The following is an 18,150-nucleotide window of genomic DNA, read 5'->3' as shown; positions in this document are numbered from 1 at the left end:
CACGCACTTCGAAGCCGCTGGGCACCTGGCAGCGACCTCCACCGCACCGAAGAAAGAGGAAAGTAACCCCCGCATGAGCCTCAACACCTCCAACCCGCACGATTCCGCCGAACCGGACAAGCCCTTGCGCCTCGTCGTCGTCAGCGCTGGTGTGAGCGAACCTTCGTCCACCCGCCTGCTCGCGGATCGCACAGCGCAAAAGGTTCTCGACCTGCTACTCGAATCCGACAGGCCCGCGACCGTCGGCGTCATCGAGCTCGGACCGCTCGCGGTCGACATCGCCCAGGCGATCGTCTCCGGATTCCCCGGCGAGCGCCTCAAGACCGCGTTCGCACGCCTTGCCGCTGCCGACGCCGTCATCGCCAGCACACCGGTATACAAGGCGGGTATCAGCGGACTGTTCAAGTCTTTCGCCGACATCCTCGACAACGACCTGCTCATCGCCAAACCGGTCATCCTCGCCGCCACCGCGGGCACGTCCCGGCACGCCATGGTTGTCGACGAGCAACTCCGGCCCCTGTTCGCCTTCCTGCGCGCGCTCCCCGTGCCCACCTCCCTCTTCGCCGCACCTGAGGACTGGGGGCAGGCCGCGCTCGGCGACCGGATCCAACGCGCCGCCACCGAACTCGTACTCCTGCTGCGCAGCGGCGTCGGCCGGTCGATCGCCGACGGCGCCTGGACCGGCTACCAACACCAATTCGGCGGCAACGCCACCCGCGCCGAACACAGCGCCGACGATGTCGACTTCACCACCGACCTCATGCGACTCGCCGCAGGCGGAACACCATGAGAGCGTGAATACTCACCGATCGGGGCGCCGAGCGGGAACTCCGCTGCGCGACGCTCGACAGCCTCGCCCGTGTGCCCCTGCCGCCCCGACCGACCTGCGGCTGGGGCTGCGGGAGCCGGGGCACGAGAGCGCCTGGTGACGGAGCATCGCGTCAACTATGTACCAGGCCAAGTGCGGAGGTGTCGTTTTCCACGCCGGTCCCGAGCACGCCGCCACGCCGGCCTCAACGGGCCGGGCCTCCCGGGACGCGCGTCCCCCGAGCCGGCATCGGCTCGGCGAGCGCCCGCGGCCCCGGTACCCCGGCGCGCACCAGCGCACTCAGCAGCCCCAAGGACGCCTCCTCCAGGCTCGCGAGAACCGTGCGCCGGTCCGCCGGTTCGATGGGTGCGACGGACGGGACCGCGAGGACGTGGCAGCCCGCCGCCTCCGCCGAGGCGACACCCGTGGGAGTGTCTTCCACGGCCACACAGGCGGCCGGGGCCACACCCAGGGCTTGGCAGGCCGCGAGGTACGGGTCGGGGTCCGGTTTCGTGCGGAGCGTGTCGTCGGCGGTGACCGTGGTGGTGAACCGGCCCGCGCCCAAGGCCTCCAGGGCCTTCACGACGGTGTCGGCGACGTGCCGCGGCGAGGCCGTGACGAGGGCGGTGGGGACGCCCTCGCTGCGCAGCGCCACGAGCAGTTCGACTGCGCCGGGGCGCGGCACCACGTCGGCGCGCACCCGGGCCGCGAACTCCCGGTGGAGCTCAGCGGCGACCGCGTCGACCGGCGCGCCGGCGGCCCGGCCCAGCGCCTTCGCCGTGTGCTCCACGGGGCGGCCCAGCACATCGGGCTGGTCGGCCTCCGTGAGCGCGTACCCCAACCCGGCAGCCACCTCGTCGACGGCCCCCCACCACAGCTGCTCGGTGTCCACGAGGGTGCCGTCCATGTCGAAGAGCACGGCCTCCAGCAGGGGTGGCTGGACGGGGGTCGTGCGGGGGCGCTTCACAAAGGTCTCTTTCAGCCGGTCGACGTGGGACGGGTGCTGACGTACTGCAGGGCGGTGCGCCCGCAGACGTCCTGCGGGCATTCGGATGCGGCGGGTGTCGGGGCTCAGCGGCGCCGCGCCGCGACCAGCACCGGCCGGTCCGGGAGCGTCACGGTCACGGCGCAGCCCGCGGCGAGTACCGCCGCCTCGTGCGTCCGCAGGTCTGCCTTGACCTCGGTGCCGTCGGCGAGGCGGACGGTGACGCGGGTCACGGCGCCGAGAAAGGCGGTGGCGACGACCCTGGCGTCGCCCATGTCGTCCGCGGCGAGCCGGACGGCTTCGGGTCGTACGAGGACGTCCACGTCGTTGCCCTCGCCCGGCTCGCCGTCCACGGGCAGCCGTCGTCCCAGAACCGCCACCGTCGTGCGCTCGGCGTCGAGCACGCCCGGGATCCGGCTCATGGTGCCGACGAACTCGGCGACGAACGCGGTGGCGGGCCGCGCGTACAGCTCGGCGGGGGCCGCGCACTGCTCCAGCCGCCCCGCGCGCATCACGGCGACGCGGTCGGCCATCGAGAGTGCCTCTTCCTGATCATGCGTCACAAAGAGTGTGGTGATGGCGAGTTCCTGCTGCAGTCGGCGGATCTCCTCGCGGAGCGTCAGCCGTACCTTGGCATCGAGAGCGGACAGCGGTTCGTCGAGCAGCAGGACCCGCGGGCGCAGCGCGAGCGCGCGGGCGAGCGCGATGCGCTGCTGCTGCCCGCCGGAAAGCTGGTGCGGGAAGCGTTCACCCGTTCCCCCGAGGCCTACCAATTCCAGCAGCTCGGCGGCGCGGGCCCGCCGCTCGGCCGTACGGACCTTGCGCATACGCATCCCGAACGCGACGTTGTCGAGCGCGCTGAGGTGCGGGAAGAGGCTGTACGACTGGAAGACCATCCCGGCGTCGCGGCGGTGGGCCGGCACCCGGGTCACGTCCTCGCCGTCGACGAGGACCTCGCCGGAGTCCGGGTGCTCGAACCCGGCAAGGACGCGCAGTGCGGTGGTCTTGCCGCAGCCGGACGGGCCGAGCAGGGCGAGGAGTTCACCGGGCCGCGCGGTCAGGTCGAGACCGTCGAGGGCGACGGTCGCGCCGAACTTGCGGCGCATGCCACGGAATTCGACGGTTGCGGCGCCGGTCGTGGCGGCCTTCTCCAGCGTGGTGATCGTCATGGTGGAGGTCATCCCTGGGAGGCGGTACGGGAGGGGGCGCGGCGGCCGCCGAGGGTGGCGACCGCCAGGAGGAGTGCCCAGGTCAGGAACAGGCTGAGCACGGACACGGCGACGGACATCTGGGCCTGTGAGCCGCCGATGCTGTAGATCCACACGGCGAAGGGCTGGAAGCCGAGGAGCTGGGCGACCGTGAACTCGCCCAGCACGAGCGCCAGGGTGAGGAACGCCGCGTTCAGCAGCGCGCCACGGAGGTTCGGCAGCACCGCGCGGACGAGGGCCTGCGGCCAGCCCGCGCCGCAGCTGCGGGCGGCCTCGACGAGCGTGCGCACGTCGACAGCGCGCAGCCCCGCGTCGAGGGCACGGTGGACGAACGGTAGTGCCATCACGACGTATGCGAGGACGAGCACGACCGGGAAGTCCGGGTTCTGGAGCGCGACGAACGTCTGGAAGAGCGGCGTCGTCGAGAGGTACTCGGGACCCCACTTGAGGACCGTTCCGATCCCGGCGACGAACGCGATCGGCGGAACGATGAGCGGCAGTGAGCAGATGACCTCGACCACGGGCCGCAGCCGGGGTGCGCCCAGCCGCAACGCGACCATGGCGGGCACCATCAGCAGCAGAACGACGGCGATCGTGGCTGCGGCCAGTTCGAGGGAGAGCACCAGGCTGGGCAGGAAGCCGTCGGTGCCGAGGATCCGCGTGTAGGCGTCGACGTTCAGGCCCTGACCCGGCACGTCGACCGTGAAGATCACGGAGGCTGCCAGGGGCAACAGGAAGTAGAGCCCGGCGACGGCGAGGACCGCGGCCCGCCCGGGGCGGAAGGTGGTGTTCAGGCGAGCCATCGCGCGCTCCGTCGTTGCAGGGGCAGGTACACGGCCATCACCAGACCCGCGACGAGGACCATGTCGAGGCTGAGTGCCAGAGCCACGTTCTCCTGGCCGACCAGGACATTGCCGGAGATGGCGTCGGCAATCTGCAGGGTGACCAGCGGGACCGAGCTACCGACCATCGCGGCGGCGGTGGCATAGGCGGCGAACGCACTGCCGAACAGCAGCACCAGGCCGCCGAGCAGCGACGGCGCGAGGACCGGCAGGGCGACGTGCCGCCAGTACTGGACATGCGTGGCGCCGTTGTTCCGGGCCGCTTCGCGCCACTGGGAGCGCAGCCCGTCGAGCGCGGGCGTGATGGTGAGGACCATCAGCGGGATCAGGAAGTAGAGGTACGTGAGGGTCAGGCCCCAGAAGCTGTACAGGGTCCAGCCCGCGTCGGCGAGGCCCAGGTGGCTTGTGAGGACACCGGAGTTGCCGAGCGTCGCGACGAAGGCGAAGGCGAGCGGGACACCGCCGAAGTTCGCGAGCACCCCGGAGGCGGTGAGTACGGCCTCGCGCAGTGCGCGGAAGCGGGAGACCACCACGGCCTGGGCGAGGAGCAGCCCGAGGAGCACAGCGATGGCCGCCGAGACGGCGGACAGTTTGACGCTGCCCAGGAGCGCTGTCAGATAGGCGCCGTGCAGCGACGCGGTCAGATTGGCGGTGGTGTAGGACGTGGCGCCGGTGGCCGGGTCCTTGACGGTGAAGGCGCCGTTCAGCATGGCCAGGGCCGGGATCCCGAAGGCGATCGCCACGAAGACGAGCAACGGAACGACGGCGAGCCAGCCGGCGCTCCGGCGCCGCCCCGAGGGAGCGGCGGCGGGCGCGGCGTCGACGGGGGTCGGCGCAGAAGTGACAGTCGTGCCGGAGGTCATCCCGAGACGGCCTTGCCCCAGCCCTGGGCGATGACGCCCTTGGCCTTGTTCTGCTGGGCCTCGGTCGGGAACGTGACCGCGCCGGAGACCTCGGGCAGCTTGGCGGCGGCGTCCTTGTCGAGCGTCCCGGCCTTCTCCATGGCAGGCATCAGCGCCGGGCGGGCGTAGCCCTTGAGCCAGAGGTTCTGGCCCTCGACGCTGTACAGGTACTCCTGCCAGAGGCGGGCGGCGGCGGGGTGCGGCGCGTCCTTGGTGATGGCCTGCGAGTAGTACTGCGCGTACTGGCCGTCGGACGGGACGGAGACCTTCCAGTCGACCCCCTTGCTCTTGAACTCGTCGGCATAGCCGGCGTTGAGGTAGTCCCAGTCGATGCTGATGGGCGTCTCGCCCTTCTCGACGGTGGCCGGGGTCGACTCGACCGGCGTGTAGTTCCCGTTCTTCTTCAGCTCGGCGAAGAAGTCCAGTCCCGGCTGGATATCGTCGAGGGAACCGCCGTTCGCCAGGGCCGCCGCGTAGACGCCGCCGAACGCGGAGCCGGACTTGGTCGGGTTGCCGTTGAGCGCGACCTGACCCTTGTATTCGGGCTTGAGGAGGTCCTTGAAGGTGGTGGGGCAGTGCTTGACGCGCTTGGCGTCGCAGCCGATGGAGACGTAGCCGCCGTAGTCGTTGTACCAGCGTGCCTGCGGGTCCTTCTGCGCAGCCGGTATGTCGTCGTAGGAGGCGACCTTGTATGGCGCGAACAGTCCCTGCTGGGCCCCGCTCAGGGCGAACGAGCTGCCCAGGTCCAGCACGTCGGGGGCGCGGTCCTGGCCCTTGCGCGAGGTGACCGCGTTGATCTCGTCCTGGCTGCTGCCGTCGGGGTTCTCGACCTCGATCTTGATGCCGTACTTCTTGGTGAAGCCGTCGATCAGCGCGCCGTAGTTGGCCCAGTCGCGGGGCAGAGCCATGGCGTGCAGCGTGCCCTCCTTCTTCGCCGCGGCGACGAGGCCGTCCATGCCGCCGAAGTCCGTCGCGGACGCTGCGGTGGCGGCCTTCTTGCCGTCGGGGGTGGTGGCGGACTGGCTGGTGGCTGCGCCACAGGCACTGAGGCTGAGTGCGGCGACGGCGAGGCCGCCGGTGAGCACGGCGATCCTGGACAGGGGCAACGTCACGATCTCTCCTGGGGTGGCGCCCCGGACGGAGATTCCCGCTGGGGCTCGACAGAGAACTTGTTTGAACAAGTTGGCCTCAGTAGGCACGCCGTCCATGTCGTCCCGGTGAACAGAGGGGCAACTGCGACCCCCACTCTTCTGGACACTCGTCGGATGCCGCCCAGGAGATCGGCCTCCTTCCCGTCTCGTCTACGCTGGTTCATCTGCACACTGCGCACAGCACGAGAGGGGACCATGGCAGCCCGACATGAGGAGATCGCCGAGGAGTTGCGCCGGGCGATCGACCGCGAGGAGTACGCGGTGGGCAGCCGGCTGCTCCCCGAGACAGAACTCGCGGCCCGCTACGGCGTCTCGCGCGGCACCGTCCGCCAGGCCGTCGCCGCCCTGACGTCGGAGGGTCTGATCGGGTCCCGGCAGGGCGCGCGGCGCGTGGTGCTCGCCAGCCGCCGCAACCAGAGCTTCGCCGAGCTGCGCAGCTTCGCCCAGTGGGCACGTGCGATGGGCCGTACGGCGACGGGCCGGGTGGTGTCCTCGCAGTACCGCCCCACGACCGACCAGGACTCGGTACGCCTCCAGATGCCGGTCGGCGCACCTGTGCTCCACGTACTGCGGCTGCGCGGCCTGGACGGGGAACCGGTGCTGCTGGAACGGACGGTGTACGCGGACTGGATCGCCCCGGCTGTCGAACGCATCGAGGCGGACTGTGCATCAGTGACGCAACGGCTCTTCGAGGACACGGGGTTGGTCTTCGCGTACGGCGAGCATCTGATCGACGCGGTCGCGGCGGGCGCGCAGGACGCCGAGCTGCTGGATGTGCGCCGGACGAGTCCGCTGCTGCGGGTACGCCGGGTCACGACCACCCGTGAGGGCCGCCCCGTCGAGTGGTCCGACGACCGGTACCGCTCCGACGCTGTGAGCTTCAGCGTCCACAACTCGATAGGCAACAATGCGCTGGCCCGTCGGACCGGCCCGGGCGCGACACCTGCGAGTGCGACGAAGAGAGACAGTGACTAGCGGACCGAAGTCGCACCGGATCTCGGTCTCCGCGCCCAGGCATGACCGTAACGTCCCGCCTGCCCTGCGACGCCCGGCACGCGCACGCGCAATCGGACTCGCGCGCCAATTCGCCCCGCATGCGCCACCGGCGTGCGCATCCGGCACCCAGCCCGTCCGACGGCACATGGACCGGCTCGCCGCCGAGGGCATGACGTGGTGCAGGTGACCTTTCCCGACTCATCGGCACCGACCGCGCCTGTCGACAGAGGAGAACATCCCCGCAAGTGACCGCCGTGTTGTCCGTCGCGGCACCTACGGCGGAGGACACTTCGACGACCTCCGTCGGCAGCTCCGGCCCGGTCCGGGCAGGAAGAAGGCTCAACGCAGCGAAGCTGCATGAGAACTCCCGCGCTGCAGCCGGGGGGAACAGCCGTGCCTTGGTGGGGTGTTCCCGGCGTTCGAGACGGTTCGGCTCGGTCCGCCTGCTGCTGGTCAGGAGCCGGGTTGAGTCGGTCCGGGTTGGGACAGGTTTCCCGAATGGTTCGCTTCACCGCCGCCACTTGTTTGAACAAGTTGGGAAATGCTGGCCCCTGCACTCTTTACGGCCCACGGATTTTCCGGGAGACATGCTCTTCATGAATGCCATTGACCGCAGACGGTTCATGCAACTTGCGGGCGGCACGGCTGCTCTGTCCGCCCTGTCCACCAGCATCGCTCGCGCCGCGGAGATCCCCGCGCACCGCAGGACGGGCTCCATCAAGGACATCGAGCACATCGTCGTCCTGATGCAGGAGAACCGCTCCTTCGACCACTACCTCGGTACGCTGCGCGGCGTTCGGGGCTTCGGAGACCCGCACCCGGTGACGCTGCCGAGCGGCAAGCCGGTCTGGCACCAATCGGACGGCACCAAGGAGATCCTGCCCTTCCACCCCGACGCCAAGGACCTCGGCCTGGCCTTCCTGGAGGACCTGCCGCACGGCTGGAACGACACCCAGGCCGCCTTCAACAAGGGCACGTACGACAAGTGGATCCCGGCCAAGTCCGCCACGACGATGGCGCACCTGACCCGTGAGGACATACCGTTCCACTACGCGCTCGCCGACGCCTTCACGGTCTGCGACGCCTACCACTGCTCGTTCATGGGCTCCACCGACCCGAACCGCTACTACATGTGGACGGGTTACACCGGCAACGACGGCAAGGGCGGCGGCCCGGTCCTCGGCAACGACGAGGCGGGCTACTCCTGGACCACGTACCCGGAGCGGCTGGAGAAGGCCGACGTCTCCTGGAAGATCTACCAGGACGTCGGCGACGGCCTGGACGCGAACGGCGGCTGGGGCTGGATCGGGGACGCCTACCGAGGCAACTACGGCGACAACTCGCTGCTGTACTTCGACCAGTACCGCAACGCCAAGCCCGGCGACCCGCTGTACGACAAGGCGCGCACCGGCACCGACGCACGCAAGGGCGAGGGCTTCTTCGACATCCTCCGTGCCGACGTGAAGGCCGGCAAGCTGCCCGAGGTCTCGTGGATCGTCGCGCCCGAGGCCTTCACCGAGCACCCGAACTGGCCCGCCAACTACGGCGCCTGGTACATCTCGCAGGTTCTGGACGCGCTCACCTCCAACCCCGATGTGTGGAGCAAGACGGCGCTGTTCATCACCTACGACGAGAACGACGGCTTCTTCGACCACGTCGTGCCGCCCTTCCCGGCCGGCTCGGCCGCACAGGGCAAGTCCACCGTCGACGTCAGCGGCGACCTGTACGCGGGCGACAGCGGTCGCCCGGCGGGGGCGTACGGCCTGGGGCAGCGCGTCCCGATGTTCGTGGTCTCGCCGTGGAGCAAGGGCGGCTACGTCTGCTCCCAGACCTTCGACCACACGTCGATCATCCAGTTCATGGAGCGCCGCTTCGGCGTGACGGAGCCCAACATCTCCCCCTGGCGCCGTGCCGTCTGCGGCGACTTGACCACGGCGTTCGACTTCCGGCACAAGGACAGCCACACGCCGCGGCTGCCCGACACCACCGGCTACCTGCCGCCGGACGGTGACCGGCACCCCGACTACGTGCCGACGCCGCCGGCCAAGGGTGCGCTGCCCCGCCAGGAGCACGGTCTGCGCCCCGCCCGGCCCATCCCGTACGACCTCGCGGCCGATGGCAAGGTCGGCGCCGCGGGCTCGCTGCGGATCGACTTCGCCTCCCACGGCGAGGCCGGCGCCGGCTTCCTGGTCACCTCCGCGACGCACGCCTCCGGCCCGTGGACGTACACCGTCGGTTCGGGGCACTCGCTCTCCGGCGTCTGGAACGTCTCCGCGAACTCCCACGGCGCCTACGACTTCACCGTCCACGGCCCCAACGGGTTCCTGCGCCAGTTCGCCGGCGAGGTCACCGCCGCGGGCCCCGAGGTCAGTGCTCGCCACGACGGCAAGGACGGAGCCGTGCGCCTGGTCCTGACCAACGACGGCCACAGCACCGTCACGCTCACGATCAAGGACGAGTACGGCAAGCACAAGCCGGCCACCTACCGGCTGCGTCCCGGCGCCCACGTGGTGCACTCGGCCAGGACCGAGCGCACCCATGGCTGGTACGACCTGACCGTGACCGCCGACCACGACGGCACCTTTGTGCGCCGCCTGGCCGCGCACGTGGAGAGCGGCCACGCGAGCACCAGCGACCCGGCCATCGCCGCCCGCTGACCCCGCTCGTCCGTTCCGGCCGCGGCCCGGTACCACCGGACCGCGGCCGACGTCGCTCCACGAGCCGTTCCCTCAGGGGGCGATGTGCCGGTCCGCCCTGCGCGGTAGTCACCCGGGGCTCCATTCGGACTCGGGCCATGCGTACTCGTCGAAGCCGGCCGGGAGCTTCCCGCACGGGGCGTGGACACTGACGGCGAGCGTCCCGGTGGGCTCGTACCAGTCCACGTCGACCATGTCGTCGGTGTCCGGGTGTACGAAGCGGAACCCCATGTCGGAGACGTTCTCGCCGGTGAGCCTCCAGCCCTCGCGCTCCAGCCGTCGGCGTACGCGCTCCTGGCCGGCACGGGCGGTGCTTCGCGGGACGTCCGTCACCCGCCACTCGAGACCAAAGCTGCGCACATCGCTGCGGCCTTCGTCGATATGGGCGATGGACCGCAGCCCCCGGTAGTAACACGTGCCCGTTTCCACACCGCTGGAACTCACACCAGGCCGCCCGGGCAGCGCGACTTCCTCGTACACCCGCTGCGCCTCCCCCTTGAGCCGTACCGCAACCTGATCAGGGACGACCGCTGGATACGGCTCTCCCTCCCACACCCGGTAACCGACCACGGAGGCACCCACAGCGAGCAGAATGCCGGTGAGCCACAGAACCGAAGGAGCGGAGCACTTCCTCAGCATCCGCTGCTCCCTCCTCCGACCCTGCGGACAGCCGCACAGCGGACACCCGACAACACAACGGCGAAATCACTGGTGAGCCCCCGAACCGAGCACATGAACCAGACGGTAGAAGACCACGACCACCCCGCACCTGAGGGCAACTACTCAGCCCTGCATGAGTAGTTGCCCGGCCGACATCACAACGGACCCGGATGTCGGCCCAACACGGCGTCAGGCTGCCTTCCTCATCGCGTTCTTGGGCTCATCGGGGGTTCGGTCCACCGCTGTCCGTCGGCGAGCCATCACCAGCGTCGTGCCCAGTGCCAGGCTCAGCGCGGGCAGCACAGGGAAACGGCCGTCAGGTGCGAAGCCCCGCATGGCGAAGCCGGCCAGAGCGGCAACGCTGGTCGTCAGGCCGAGCCACAGCGGCCAGGGGCGGCGCAAGCTGACGTCCGGCCGGATTCGCTCGTACAGAAGCGCCTGGCGGCGCTCCAACGGCCGCAGCGCCAGCAGAACACCGACCAGGACGACGCCGAGGACCAGCAGCCAAGGCACCCGCAGCCCCCACCAGGCCGCGGACCCGAACGCGGGCTCGGGCGCGATCCCGGTCAGGTAGAACGCGGCGGCGACGACGAGCACCGGCAGCATGTGCCACAGGTACAGCGTCATGCTGGCGCCTCCCACGTGGCGCACCGCCCGCCACACACGCTCGCGGTCCAGAAGCCGCCGTACCGCCGGCGCGGCGAGCAGACACAGGCCGACCTGGGCCACTGCCCACGCCAGCATGGCCGCCGACGGCGGATTGGTGTTGTTGGGGGTCTGCCCGGTCACCAGGATCAGGCTGACCGGGAACGGCCCGAGCGTGATCAGCGCCGCGAAGGCCAGTCCCCCGCCCGCCGTCATCGCGACCGGCACCCGCCGACGCCCCGTCAGCAGGCCGTCGTGCCAGCAGAAGCCCAGTTGGTAGGCCACACCCCACACCAGTACATAGTTGAGCAGACCGACGTACGACACCTGTACCGCCAGCGTCAACGCGTCGGCCGCGAGGGCGGCAGTGCCCATCGCCACGGGAACGAGAAGGCCCCAGCGCCGGTGCGCCGCGTGCAGCGGCGGAGTGAGGACGCTGAGTATCAGATACACCGGAAGGAACCAGAACTGCATCGCCATCGCCCACCCCACCAACGCGAGGGTGTCCGGGTCCACGCCGACAGCCGAGCAGATCCCGACGGCGAGCAGGACCAGCCCGCTGTACACGGCCACCGGAAGCAGTAGTCGCAACGCCCGCCGTCCCACCCACCCGGCGGCCGTACCGCCCGTCTCACGGACCCGCGACCAGGAGCCGCCCGCTGCGTGGCCCCCGGCCAGGAAGAACAGCGGCATGATCTGGAACCCCAATGTCAGCCACTGGGTCCAGGGAATGGTCGCCAGCAGCTCCGGCGCGGTGATCTGCCCACCGGGCCCCGGGACCAAGGCGGTGATCAGCCAGTGCCCCACCACCACCAGGACGATGGCCCATGCGCGCATGAAGTCGACATAGCGGTCTCTGCTCATGCGTCGTCATGCTGTCGCAGAGCCGATGGAACCACGGTGGGAAGTCGAGAACGCAACCAATTCGTACTCGGTACGACATCACTCCCGCGTCAGGAGTCCGCGATGCAGTGGCTCCGGGCGGTATCTCCGGCCGCCCGGTTCGGCCTTCTCATGCCCGTGGCGCGACCGTTCCTCATGTCCCCATGGGTCATCACGCGGGTGCCGAGGCCGCCTGCCGCCCAGCTCGCCGGATGCGGCAGGATGGAAGATCGTTTCGGATCCGAGAATCGAGCAGGTAACACAAGGTGACAATTACTCACATACGGCGCCCGGCAACGGATTCCGCCGCACCGCTCCTCCTCGCTGCAGGAGGCAACCGGTGAACCGGGCACTCACGCTCCACGACCTGATCGTCGCCGGGGTCATGGTGGCCGCCGGCGTCCTGGCAGGACTGCTGCTGCGCGCCGCCCTGCGGTGGCTGGGAGAACGTGCCCGCAGGACGCGGTGGAGCGGGGACGACGTCATCGTCGATGCGCTGCGGACCCTGGCGCCCTGGGCTGCGCTGGCTGCGGGCATCGCGGCGGCCGCTGCGGTGCTTCCGCTGACCTCGCAGGTCGGACGCAACGTCAACCGGACGCTGACCGTGCTGCTCATCCTGGCTGCCACACTCACCGCGGCTCGGGTGATCACGGGTCTGGTGAGGTCCGTCGCCCAGTCCCGGTCCGGTGTGGCCGGGTCGGCCACCATCTTTGTCAACATCACGCGCATCGTGGTGCTGGCGATGGGCTTTCTCGTCGTGCTGCAGACCTTGGGCGTCTCCATCGCCCCTCTCCTCACCGCACTGGGTGTGGGCGGCCTCGCGGTCGCTCTGGCGCTGCAGGACACACTCGCCAACCTGTTCGCGGGCGTGCACATCCTCGCCTCGAAGACGGTGCAGCCCGGCGACTACATCCGGCTGAGCAGCGGCGAGGAAGGGTACGTGGTCGACATCAACTGGCGTAATACCGTGGTGCGTCAGCTGTCGAACAACCTGGTGATCATCCCCAATGCCCAGCTCGCCGGCACCAATATGACCAACTTCAACCGGCCGGAACAGCAGATGTCGCTGCTGGTCCAGGTCGGAGTCGGCTACGACAGCGACCTGGAGCACGTCGAGCGCGTGACCGCCGAGGTCGTCGAGAGCGTCATGACCGACATCGCCGGCGGCGTCCCCGACCATGAACCGGCCGTCCGGTTCCACACGTTCGGGGATTCCCGGATCAACTTCACGGTGATCCTTCGGGCCGGTGAGTTCAGCGACCAGTACCTGATCAAGCACGAGTTCATCAAGCGTCTGCACCAGCGCTACCGGGCCGAGGGCATCAAGATTCCCGCGCCGATGCGGACGGTGGCGGTGCAGCAGAGCGAGACGCCGGTGCCGATCCCCCACCAGCGCAGCATCGGCTTGTGAGCTGCCCCGGGCCCCGACAACCGGCCGAGGGCGTCCGGTCCTGGAGCTCGCCGCCGGCCTGCGCGGTCGTCCGGATCTCGCAGGCCGTCGCCAGGCAGTACGCGCACGAGCAGGGCCCGGGCGGGTGTGGTGCCGACGGTGGACGATGAGAGGCCGGGTGCGGCCGTCACGGTGCGCGGGTTCATCCGCGCCGCCTCCGGCGACCTGGAGCTGACCGCCGAAGGGCTGCAGCCCATCCCGCGGGAACGGCACGAGCTGCTGTCCTTCGAGGACGCGGTGGTGGCGCTGAGAGCGGTCAGCGACTGACCTCCGCCGCCACACTCCGGGACACGGCGGGTGTACGGCCCGGTGACGGAGGCAGAAGCGGAAGTGGTAGCAAAGGACGTCCATACACACCGGGGGATCCGCTGCCTCCCCCGGCGCCGCCAGGCCGCGCCGCGCCTGACCACGTCCCCCGGAGAACCAGCCGTGCCGAGCAAGACCACCGCAACCGCCGCCGGACGCGTCCCCCGCCAGGCCGGCCCCGCAGGGCGGGCCGCCCATTGGCGGTCCGCCCTGTGCCGTACCCCTGTGTCGATCTGGAAGGACGATCTCTCGGACTGGGCCGCCGCCCTGACGTACTACGCCATCCTCGCTCTGCTCCCGGCGCTGCTGGTCACCGTCGCTCTGATCGGCCTGGCCAATCCCCGGGCCACCGACGCGCTGATCACCGACATCACCGCGTTCGCCCCGGCCGAGTCCGGAGCCGCGCTGCGCCAACCGCTGGAGGCCGCGACCCACGAACGCGGCGCCGTTTGGCTGCTGATCGCGACGGGGACCGTCAGCGCCGTGTGGTCCGCCTCCAGCTATCTGGCAGTCTTCCGCAGGGCGCTGCACGCTCAGCACGGGGTGCGGGACAGACGGCCGGCGCTGCGCAAGGCCCACATCATCGTGGCCACCGCCGTGGGACTTCTCCTGCTGCTCATGACCAGCGCGTTCGCCCTGGTGCTGACCGGACCGCTGGCCCGCTGGCTGGGACACCGGCTGGGCCTGGCACATGCCAGTGAAACCCTGTGGGCGGTGCTGAAGTGGCCCGTCCTGGTGTTCCTGGTCGCCTGTCTGATCATGGTGCTGTTCCGTACCGGACCCGCGTCGGCCAGGGGGCTGCGGCGGGGGCTGCCCGGTGGGGTGCTCGCCGCGTTCCTGTGGCTGGTCGCCTCGGCCGGGTTCGCCCTGTACGCCACGCACATCGGCTCGTACAGCCGGCTGTACGGATCGCTCGCCGGGCTCGTCGTCTTCCTGATCTGGGTCTGGTTCACCAATCTGGCTCTGCTGGCCGGTGCCCAGTTCAACGTCGAACTGGCGCGGCCGACGCCGGGCCGCTCGTGACGACGTCCCCCGCGCCGGCTTCGTGACGGCGTACGCCCCGGAGCTGGGCGCTCCGGGGCGTATGCGTCCGTGGTGTGCCGGTCGTCAATGACGCGGCGCGGGGTAGGCCTTGGGCAGGCGCATGCCGCGGTCGGCCATGATGTCCCGCACGCGGTTGGGGTAGTCGGTGATGATCCCGTCGATACCCATGTCCATGAGCGCCTCGATGGTGGCGGGGTCGTCACAGGTCCACGGGATGACCTTCAGACCCCGCTCATGGGCCTCGGAGATCATCTTCTTGTCGGGGTAGAAGCGGAAGGCCGGGTCCGCAATCGTGCCGTTCTGCGGGAAACCGTAATTCGGGGACAGCGCGGTGACACCGGGGACGGCGGCGGCGGCCTTGACGAAGTCGCCGTCGTAGTCGTCGGCATCGATGCCACCGAGCCACGGGGAGGCGCCGGGCTTGCCGACCTGGAGGAAGTCGTAGTTCGTCAGCGCCACCAGCGGGTAAGACGGCGCGAGCTTGTGCATCTCCTTCAGCGCCCCCCAGTCGAAGGACTGGATGGTGACCTGCTTCTCGATCCCGGAACGGTGGATCTCCTCGAAGACACGGCGGACGAACAGCTCGCGCGGTGCGGTCTGCTCGGGCGCGCCGGCCTCCACCTTGGTCTCGATGTTCAGCTTGACCTGCTTGGCCTTGTAGCTCTTGACCAGGTTGAGGACGTCCTTGAGCTCCACCATGCGGAAGCCCTTGATCTGCTCCTGCTCGGGGAAGCCGGGCAGCTGCTGGTAGCCGCAGTCCATGCTCTTGATCTGGGCCAGCGTCAGGTCCTTGATGTACTTGCCGACATACGGGTACATCGGGTCACCGGGCGTCACCGGGCCGGTGTCCTTGCACTTCTGGGCGCTGATCTGCCGGTCGTGGTTGACCACGACCTTCTGGTCCTTGGTGATGTGGGTGTCCAGCTCCAGGGTTCTCACACCGAGGCGCAGAGCCTTGCCGAAGCCCTCCAGGGACTCCTCGGTGGTCAGGCCGAGGCCACCACGGTGGGCCTGCAGGTCGAAATGAGTCTTCTGGGGCGGTACGTGCTGATTCTGGTGAGCCGTGGCCGCCTGGGCGGTCGCCGGAATGGCGAGCACGGGCAGGACGGCTAGGCTGGCGACTGCATGCCGCAGGGACATCTATGCCTCGTCTATTTCGGGCGAACTGGACCTTGCGAAGCTAAGCCGCAAGCCCGGATCACACGAAGCTCAGGCATGAGGTCATCGTGAACAACCGGGAAACGATCGTCCCTTCGGACTCCGGGGCAGGCAGAAAGTGCTAATGCCCAGGGCCACGTGTGTGGCCTTACGTGTCGGCAAGGGCATCCCTCCTCATCACCCGCGTGGCAGGCGGAGCGCTGCAGCGGAGTTTCCGTAGGGGCACCAGTCATTGAGGGCGGCCATCGCCCGCTCGTCGACGCACTGGATGCTCCGACCCGCGGTGGGCGGCGAGAACGGACATTGGCTCAACCGCCGGAGAACGGTCGGACTCGATCGTTGTGATCCCAACGTCGCCGATTGATCGGAGCCGGGGCGGCGGGGCTCGTGTGCGGCACCGGCTTCGCGCGAATCGGGCTGGATGTGGCTGAGCGGGGCACGTAGTGTCGGCCTGCGCGGTAGCTGGGCCGAGCAGCTGGTGCCCGTACCGGATCAGATCATGGGCCCAGGATGGATTGACGCGTATGAATCTTCTCCCTTTCGCCACCGCTCACGCTGAGATGGTGGCGGTCTGGCCGACTGCTTCCGCGGAAGTCGTCATGTGGTGCGGGCGACGGGAGTTCCCTGTGCCTGCACAGACGATTTCCGCGTGGCAGCAGGATGACGACGTTCAGGCTCATGTGCTCGTTGAGGGCGAGAAGCTCGTCGGTTACGGGGAATTGTGGTTCGACGCCGAGGAGGACGAGGTCGAGCTGGCTCGGATCATCGTGGCACCCGAGGCCCGCGGGAAGGGGCTCGGCCGTGTGCTCGTCCGGAGCCTGCTCGCGCAAGCTCACGAGTCGGGCTGTGCCGATGTCTTCATGCGCGTGCACCCGGACAACGAGAAGGCTCTGAGGTGCTATCTGGGGGCCGGGTTCGGGCCGGTCGCCCCTGGCCTTGCCGAGAACTGGAATGCCGCTCAGCCGGTGAATTATGTCTGGCTTCGGCACGATGCCGAGGGATCGGGCGATTGAGCTACCGCAATTGAAGTCGTGATGTCGGGTCGGGTCGGGGTGCTGGGACCCGGCCGGCGAAGGTCAGGTGCATGTCCGCAGCCGCGGGCCGGCGGTTGCCGGCGTCACCTCGATGTCGTCGCTCCAGGAACAGACCTCCAGCCACGAAAGGTAGCCACCCTGCGTGAACAGCAGGATCTCGCCGGAGCACTCTCCATCCTCGGTGAAGAGCTGTGCCTCGGCTGCTACGACAGTGCTCTCCCCAGTAAGTGCCGGCACCACTGCGTCGGTGTCGAGTTCGAAGTAGGCGGTGCCGCATCCGCATGTGCAACGTGCTCGGACACTGAGGTACGGAATCTGCCCGCGGAGCACGGCGTGAACCGGATCGTCCGCGCTCAGGACGGCTTCAAGGAGGTCGGCCACATCGGCGGGCAGGCTTTCGGTCACGCCGTCACCGTATCCGGCCTGCAGCGGGCGTCGTCGGTTGTGCCCCGCCCCGAGGGACTCGGGGCAGATCATCGGCAACATGTGCCCTGGGCGAGGTGACCGCATCCAGTCACGAGCCAGGCTCGACGAGCGAATTGGGAATCAGTCGCTGGAACCCCTGCGTCTGGCTGCGTCTGCGCTGCCCGTGAGCCGCCGGACAGGGACGGCCGTGCGGCGACAGTTCCGCCCGTTCAGCATCTCCGCCGGCCGCGGCTGCCCCGCAGCGTCGCGCGAGCGGCCGCGCGCTGAATCCGTGGGCGAGGACACTGAGCAGCACCGTGCAGATGAGCACGGGAAGGACTTGGTGCGTGACAGCCGGGGCAAGGTCCTCGAGCGCGAGCAGACCGAAGATGATCGTGGCCGGCCCTGGGGGCCGAACCAGCCGACGAACAGGAACGTGGCACGGTCCGTCCCCGTACCGAGCAGCGACAGGGCCACGGGCAACATCCGCACCGCCGTCAGGCTCAGCACCGCGTAGAGGACGGCCTGCCACGTCATGTGCGGGACGGCGGCCGGGACAGGGACCGCCCCGAACAGCAGCCACACCAGCAAGGAGAGCACCGACGCCGACTGCTCGGTGAACAGCAGTTGCGACTGCGGCGCATCGCCGTAGGCGGTGCCAAAGGCCAGCCCGGCGACAAACGCCGCGACGAATCCGTTGCCGCCGATGGCGATGGAGGACAGATTGGACAGCAGGGCGAGGGCCAGTACGGCCAGGCCCACAAACTCCTCGGCCGCCCAGCCCCTGCGCAGCGCCGACCGCAACAGCCACCCCCCTGCCAGACCGAGCGCCGAGCCGTAGGCGAGACCGATGGCCAGTTCCACCACCGCCTCGCCGCCGGCATCAGGGCCTGTGCACGCTACTGGAGTGGCACGGCGACGAGGGGCGGCTGAAGCCCGACCTGCACACGGTCGGGGATGTCCGGCGCGTAGCCGCAG

General features: G+C 69.5%; 15 protein-coding genes and 2 pseudogenes. 7 read left to right on the top strand and 10 right to left on the bottom strand.

The window, feature by feature from the left end; all coding sequences use genetic code 11:
* The first annotated feature begins 73 nt into the window (after window positions 1-73).
* Complete coding sequence (locus tag OHA03_RS31605) at window positions 74-790, top strand: CE1759 family FMN reductase (protein WP_267007122.1); 717 nt, start codon at window positions 74-76, stop codon at window positions 788-790.
* 340 nt (window positions 791-1,130) lie between these two features.
* On the opposite strand, the pseudogene OHA03_RS31600 reads toward OHA03_RS31605, so the two are convergent.
* The 5 genes and pseudogenes from OHA03_RS31600 to OHA03_RS31580 form a co-directional block, all read right to left on the bottom strand.
* Window positions 1,131-1,775 (bottom strand): annotated as a pseudogene (locus OHA03_RS31600) (HAD family hydrolase); the annotation flags it as partial.
* A gap of 104 nt (window positions 1,776-1,879) precedes the next feature.
* Window positions 1,880-2,962, bottom strand: a complete 1,083-nt coding sequence (locus OHA03_RS31595) for an ABC transporter ATP-binding protein (RefSeq protein ID WP_267007121.1) — start codon at window positions 2,960-2,962, stop codon at window positions 1,880-1,882.
* A gap of 8 nt (window positions 2,963-2,970) precedes the next feature.
* Window positions 2,971-3,804, bottom strand: coding sequence for an ABC transporter permease (locus OHA03_RS31590; RefSeq protein ID WP_267007120.1), 834 nt, complete (start codon window positions 3,802-3,804; stop codon window positions 2,971-2,973).
* The gene (locus OHA03_RS31585) at window positions 3,792-4,706 is read right to left on the bottom strand and encodes an ABC transporter permease subunit (RefSeq protein WP_267007119.1); all 915 of its coding nucleotides are present in this window, start codon (window positions 4,704-4,706) and stop codon (window positions 3,792-3,794) included. The genes OHA03_RS31590 and OHA03_RS31585 overlap by 13 nt, the downstream gene beginning before the upstream one ends.
* Complete coding sequence (locus OHA03_RS31580) at window positions 4,703-5,857, bottom strand: ABC transporter substrate-binding protein (RefSeq protein WP_267007118.1); 1,155 nt, start codon at window positions 5,855-5,857, stop codon at window positions 4,703-4,705. Before OHA03_RS31580 ends, OHA03_RS31585 begins: the two co-directional genes overlap by 4 nt.
* Before the next feature lie 234 nt (window positions 5,858-6,091).
* Between OHA03_RS31580 and OHA03_RS31575 the strand changes: the two genes are divergently transcribed.
* On the top strand, window positions 6,092-6,871 hold the full coding sequence (locus tag OHA03_RS31575; protein WP_267007117.1) for a GntR family transcriptional regulator: 780 nt from the start codon (window positions 6,092-6,094) through the stop codon (window positions 6,869-6,871).
* 617 nt (window positions 6,872-7,488) lie between these two features.
* Window positions 7,489-9,549, top strand: coding sequence for a phosphocholine-specific phospholipase C (locus tag OHA03_RS31570; protein ID WP_267007116.1), 2,061 nt, complete (start codon window positions 7,489-7,491; stop codon window positions 9,547-9,549).
* A gap of 108 nt (window positions 9,550-9,657) precedes the next feature.
* On the opposite strand, the gene OHA03_RS31565 is transcribed toward OHA03_RS31570, so the two are convergent.
* Both OHA03_RS31565 and OHA03_RS31560 read right to left on the bottom strand, forming a co-directional pair.
* Window positions 9,658-10,227 carry a hypothetical protein gene (locus OHA03_RS31565; protein WP_267007115.1) on the bottom strand — a complete coding sequence of 190 codons (570 nt, stop codon included), beginning with the start codon at window positions 10,225-10,227 and terminating at the stop codon, window positions 9,658-9,660.
* Window positions 10,228-10,437: 210 nt separating this feature from the next.
* Window positions 10,438-11,757, bottom strand: coding sequence for an acyltransferase (locus OHA03_RS31560; RefSeq protein WP_267007114.1), 1,320 nt, complete (start codon window positions 11,755-11,757; stop codon window positions 10,438-10,440).
* 358 nt (window positions 11,758-12,115) lie between these two features.
* On the opposite strand from OHA03_RS31560, the gene OHA03_RS31555 reads away from it, so the two are divergent.
* From OHA03_RS31555 to OHA03_RS31545, 3 genes and pseudogenes are all read left to right on the top strand, one after another.
* A complete protein-coding gene (locus OHA03_RS31555; RefSeq protein WP_267007113.1) occupies window positions 12,116-13,186 on the top strand; it encodes a mechanosensitive ion channel family protein in 1,071 nt (356 codons plus the stop codon).
* Between the two features lie 153 nt (window positions 13,187-13,339).
* A pseudogene (locus tag OHA03_RS31550) lies at window positions 13,340-13,492 on the top strand (cupin); the annotation flags it as partial.
* 162 nt (window positions 13,493-13,654) lie between these two features.
* Window positions 13,655-14,554, top strand: a complete 900-nt coding sequence (locus OHA03_RS31545; protein ID WP_267007111.1) for a YihY/virulence factor BrkB family protein — start codon at window positions 13,655-13,657, stop codon at window positions 14,552-14,554.
* Between the two features lie 84 nt (window positions 14,555-14,638).
* Here OHA03_RS31545 and OHA03_RS31540 read toward each other — a convergent pair whose 3' ends face one another.
* Window positions 14,639-15,715 carry a glycerophosphodiester phosphodiesterase family protein gene (locus OHA03_RS31540; RefSeq protein ID WP_267007110.1) on the bottom strand — a complete coding sequence of 359 codons (1,077 nt, stop codon included), beginning with the start codon at window positions 15,713-15,715 and terminating at the stop codon, window positions 14,639-14,641.
* 542 nt (window positions 15,716-16,257) lie between these two features.
* Here OHA03_RS31540 and OHA03_RS31535 point away from each other — a divergent pair.
* Window positions 16,258-16,746, top strand: a complete 489-nt coding sequence (locus OHA03_RS31535) for an N-acetyltransferase (protein WP_267007109.1) — start codon at window positions 16,258-16,260, stop codon at window positions 16,744-16,746.
* A gap of 63 nt (window positions 16,747-16,809) precedes the next feature.
* Here OHA03_RS31535 and OHA03_RS31530 read toward each other — a convergent pair whose 3' ends face one another.
* Both OHA03_RS31530 and OHA03_RS31525 read right to left on the bottom strand, forming a co-directional pair.
* Window positions 16,810-17,172 (bottom strand): hypothetical protein, encoded by a 363-nt coding sequence (locus OHA03_RS31530; protein ID WP_267007108.1) that lies wholly within the window; start codon window positions 17,170-17,172, stop codon window positions 16,810-16,812.
* A gap of 141 nt (window positions 17,173-17,313) precedes the next feature.
* Window positions 17,314-18,036, bottom strand: coding sequence for a cation:proton antiporter (locus OHA03_RS31525; protein ID WP_267007107.1), 723 nt, complete (start codon window positions 18,034-18,036; stop codon window positions 17,314-17,316).
* Window positions 18,037-18,150: the final 114 nt, after the last annotated feature.

This window comes from Streptomyces sp. NBC_00154, from assembly GCF_026342835.1.
Taxonomy (GTDB): Bacteria; Actinomycetota; Actinomycetes; order Streptomycetales; family Streptomycetaceae; genus Streptomyces.
The sequence above is the reverse complement of the archived record's forward strand: the minus strand, read 5'-3'. Positions and strand labels throughout refer to the sequence as shown.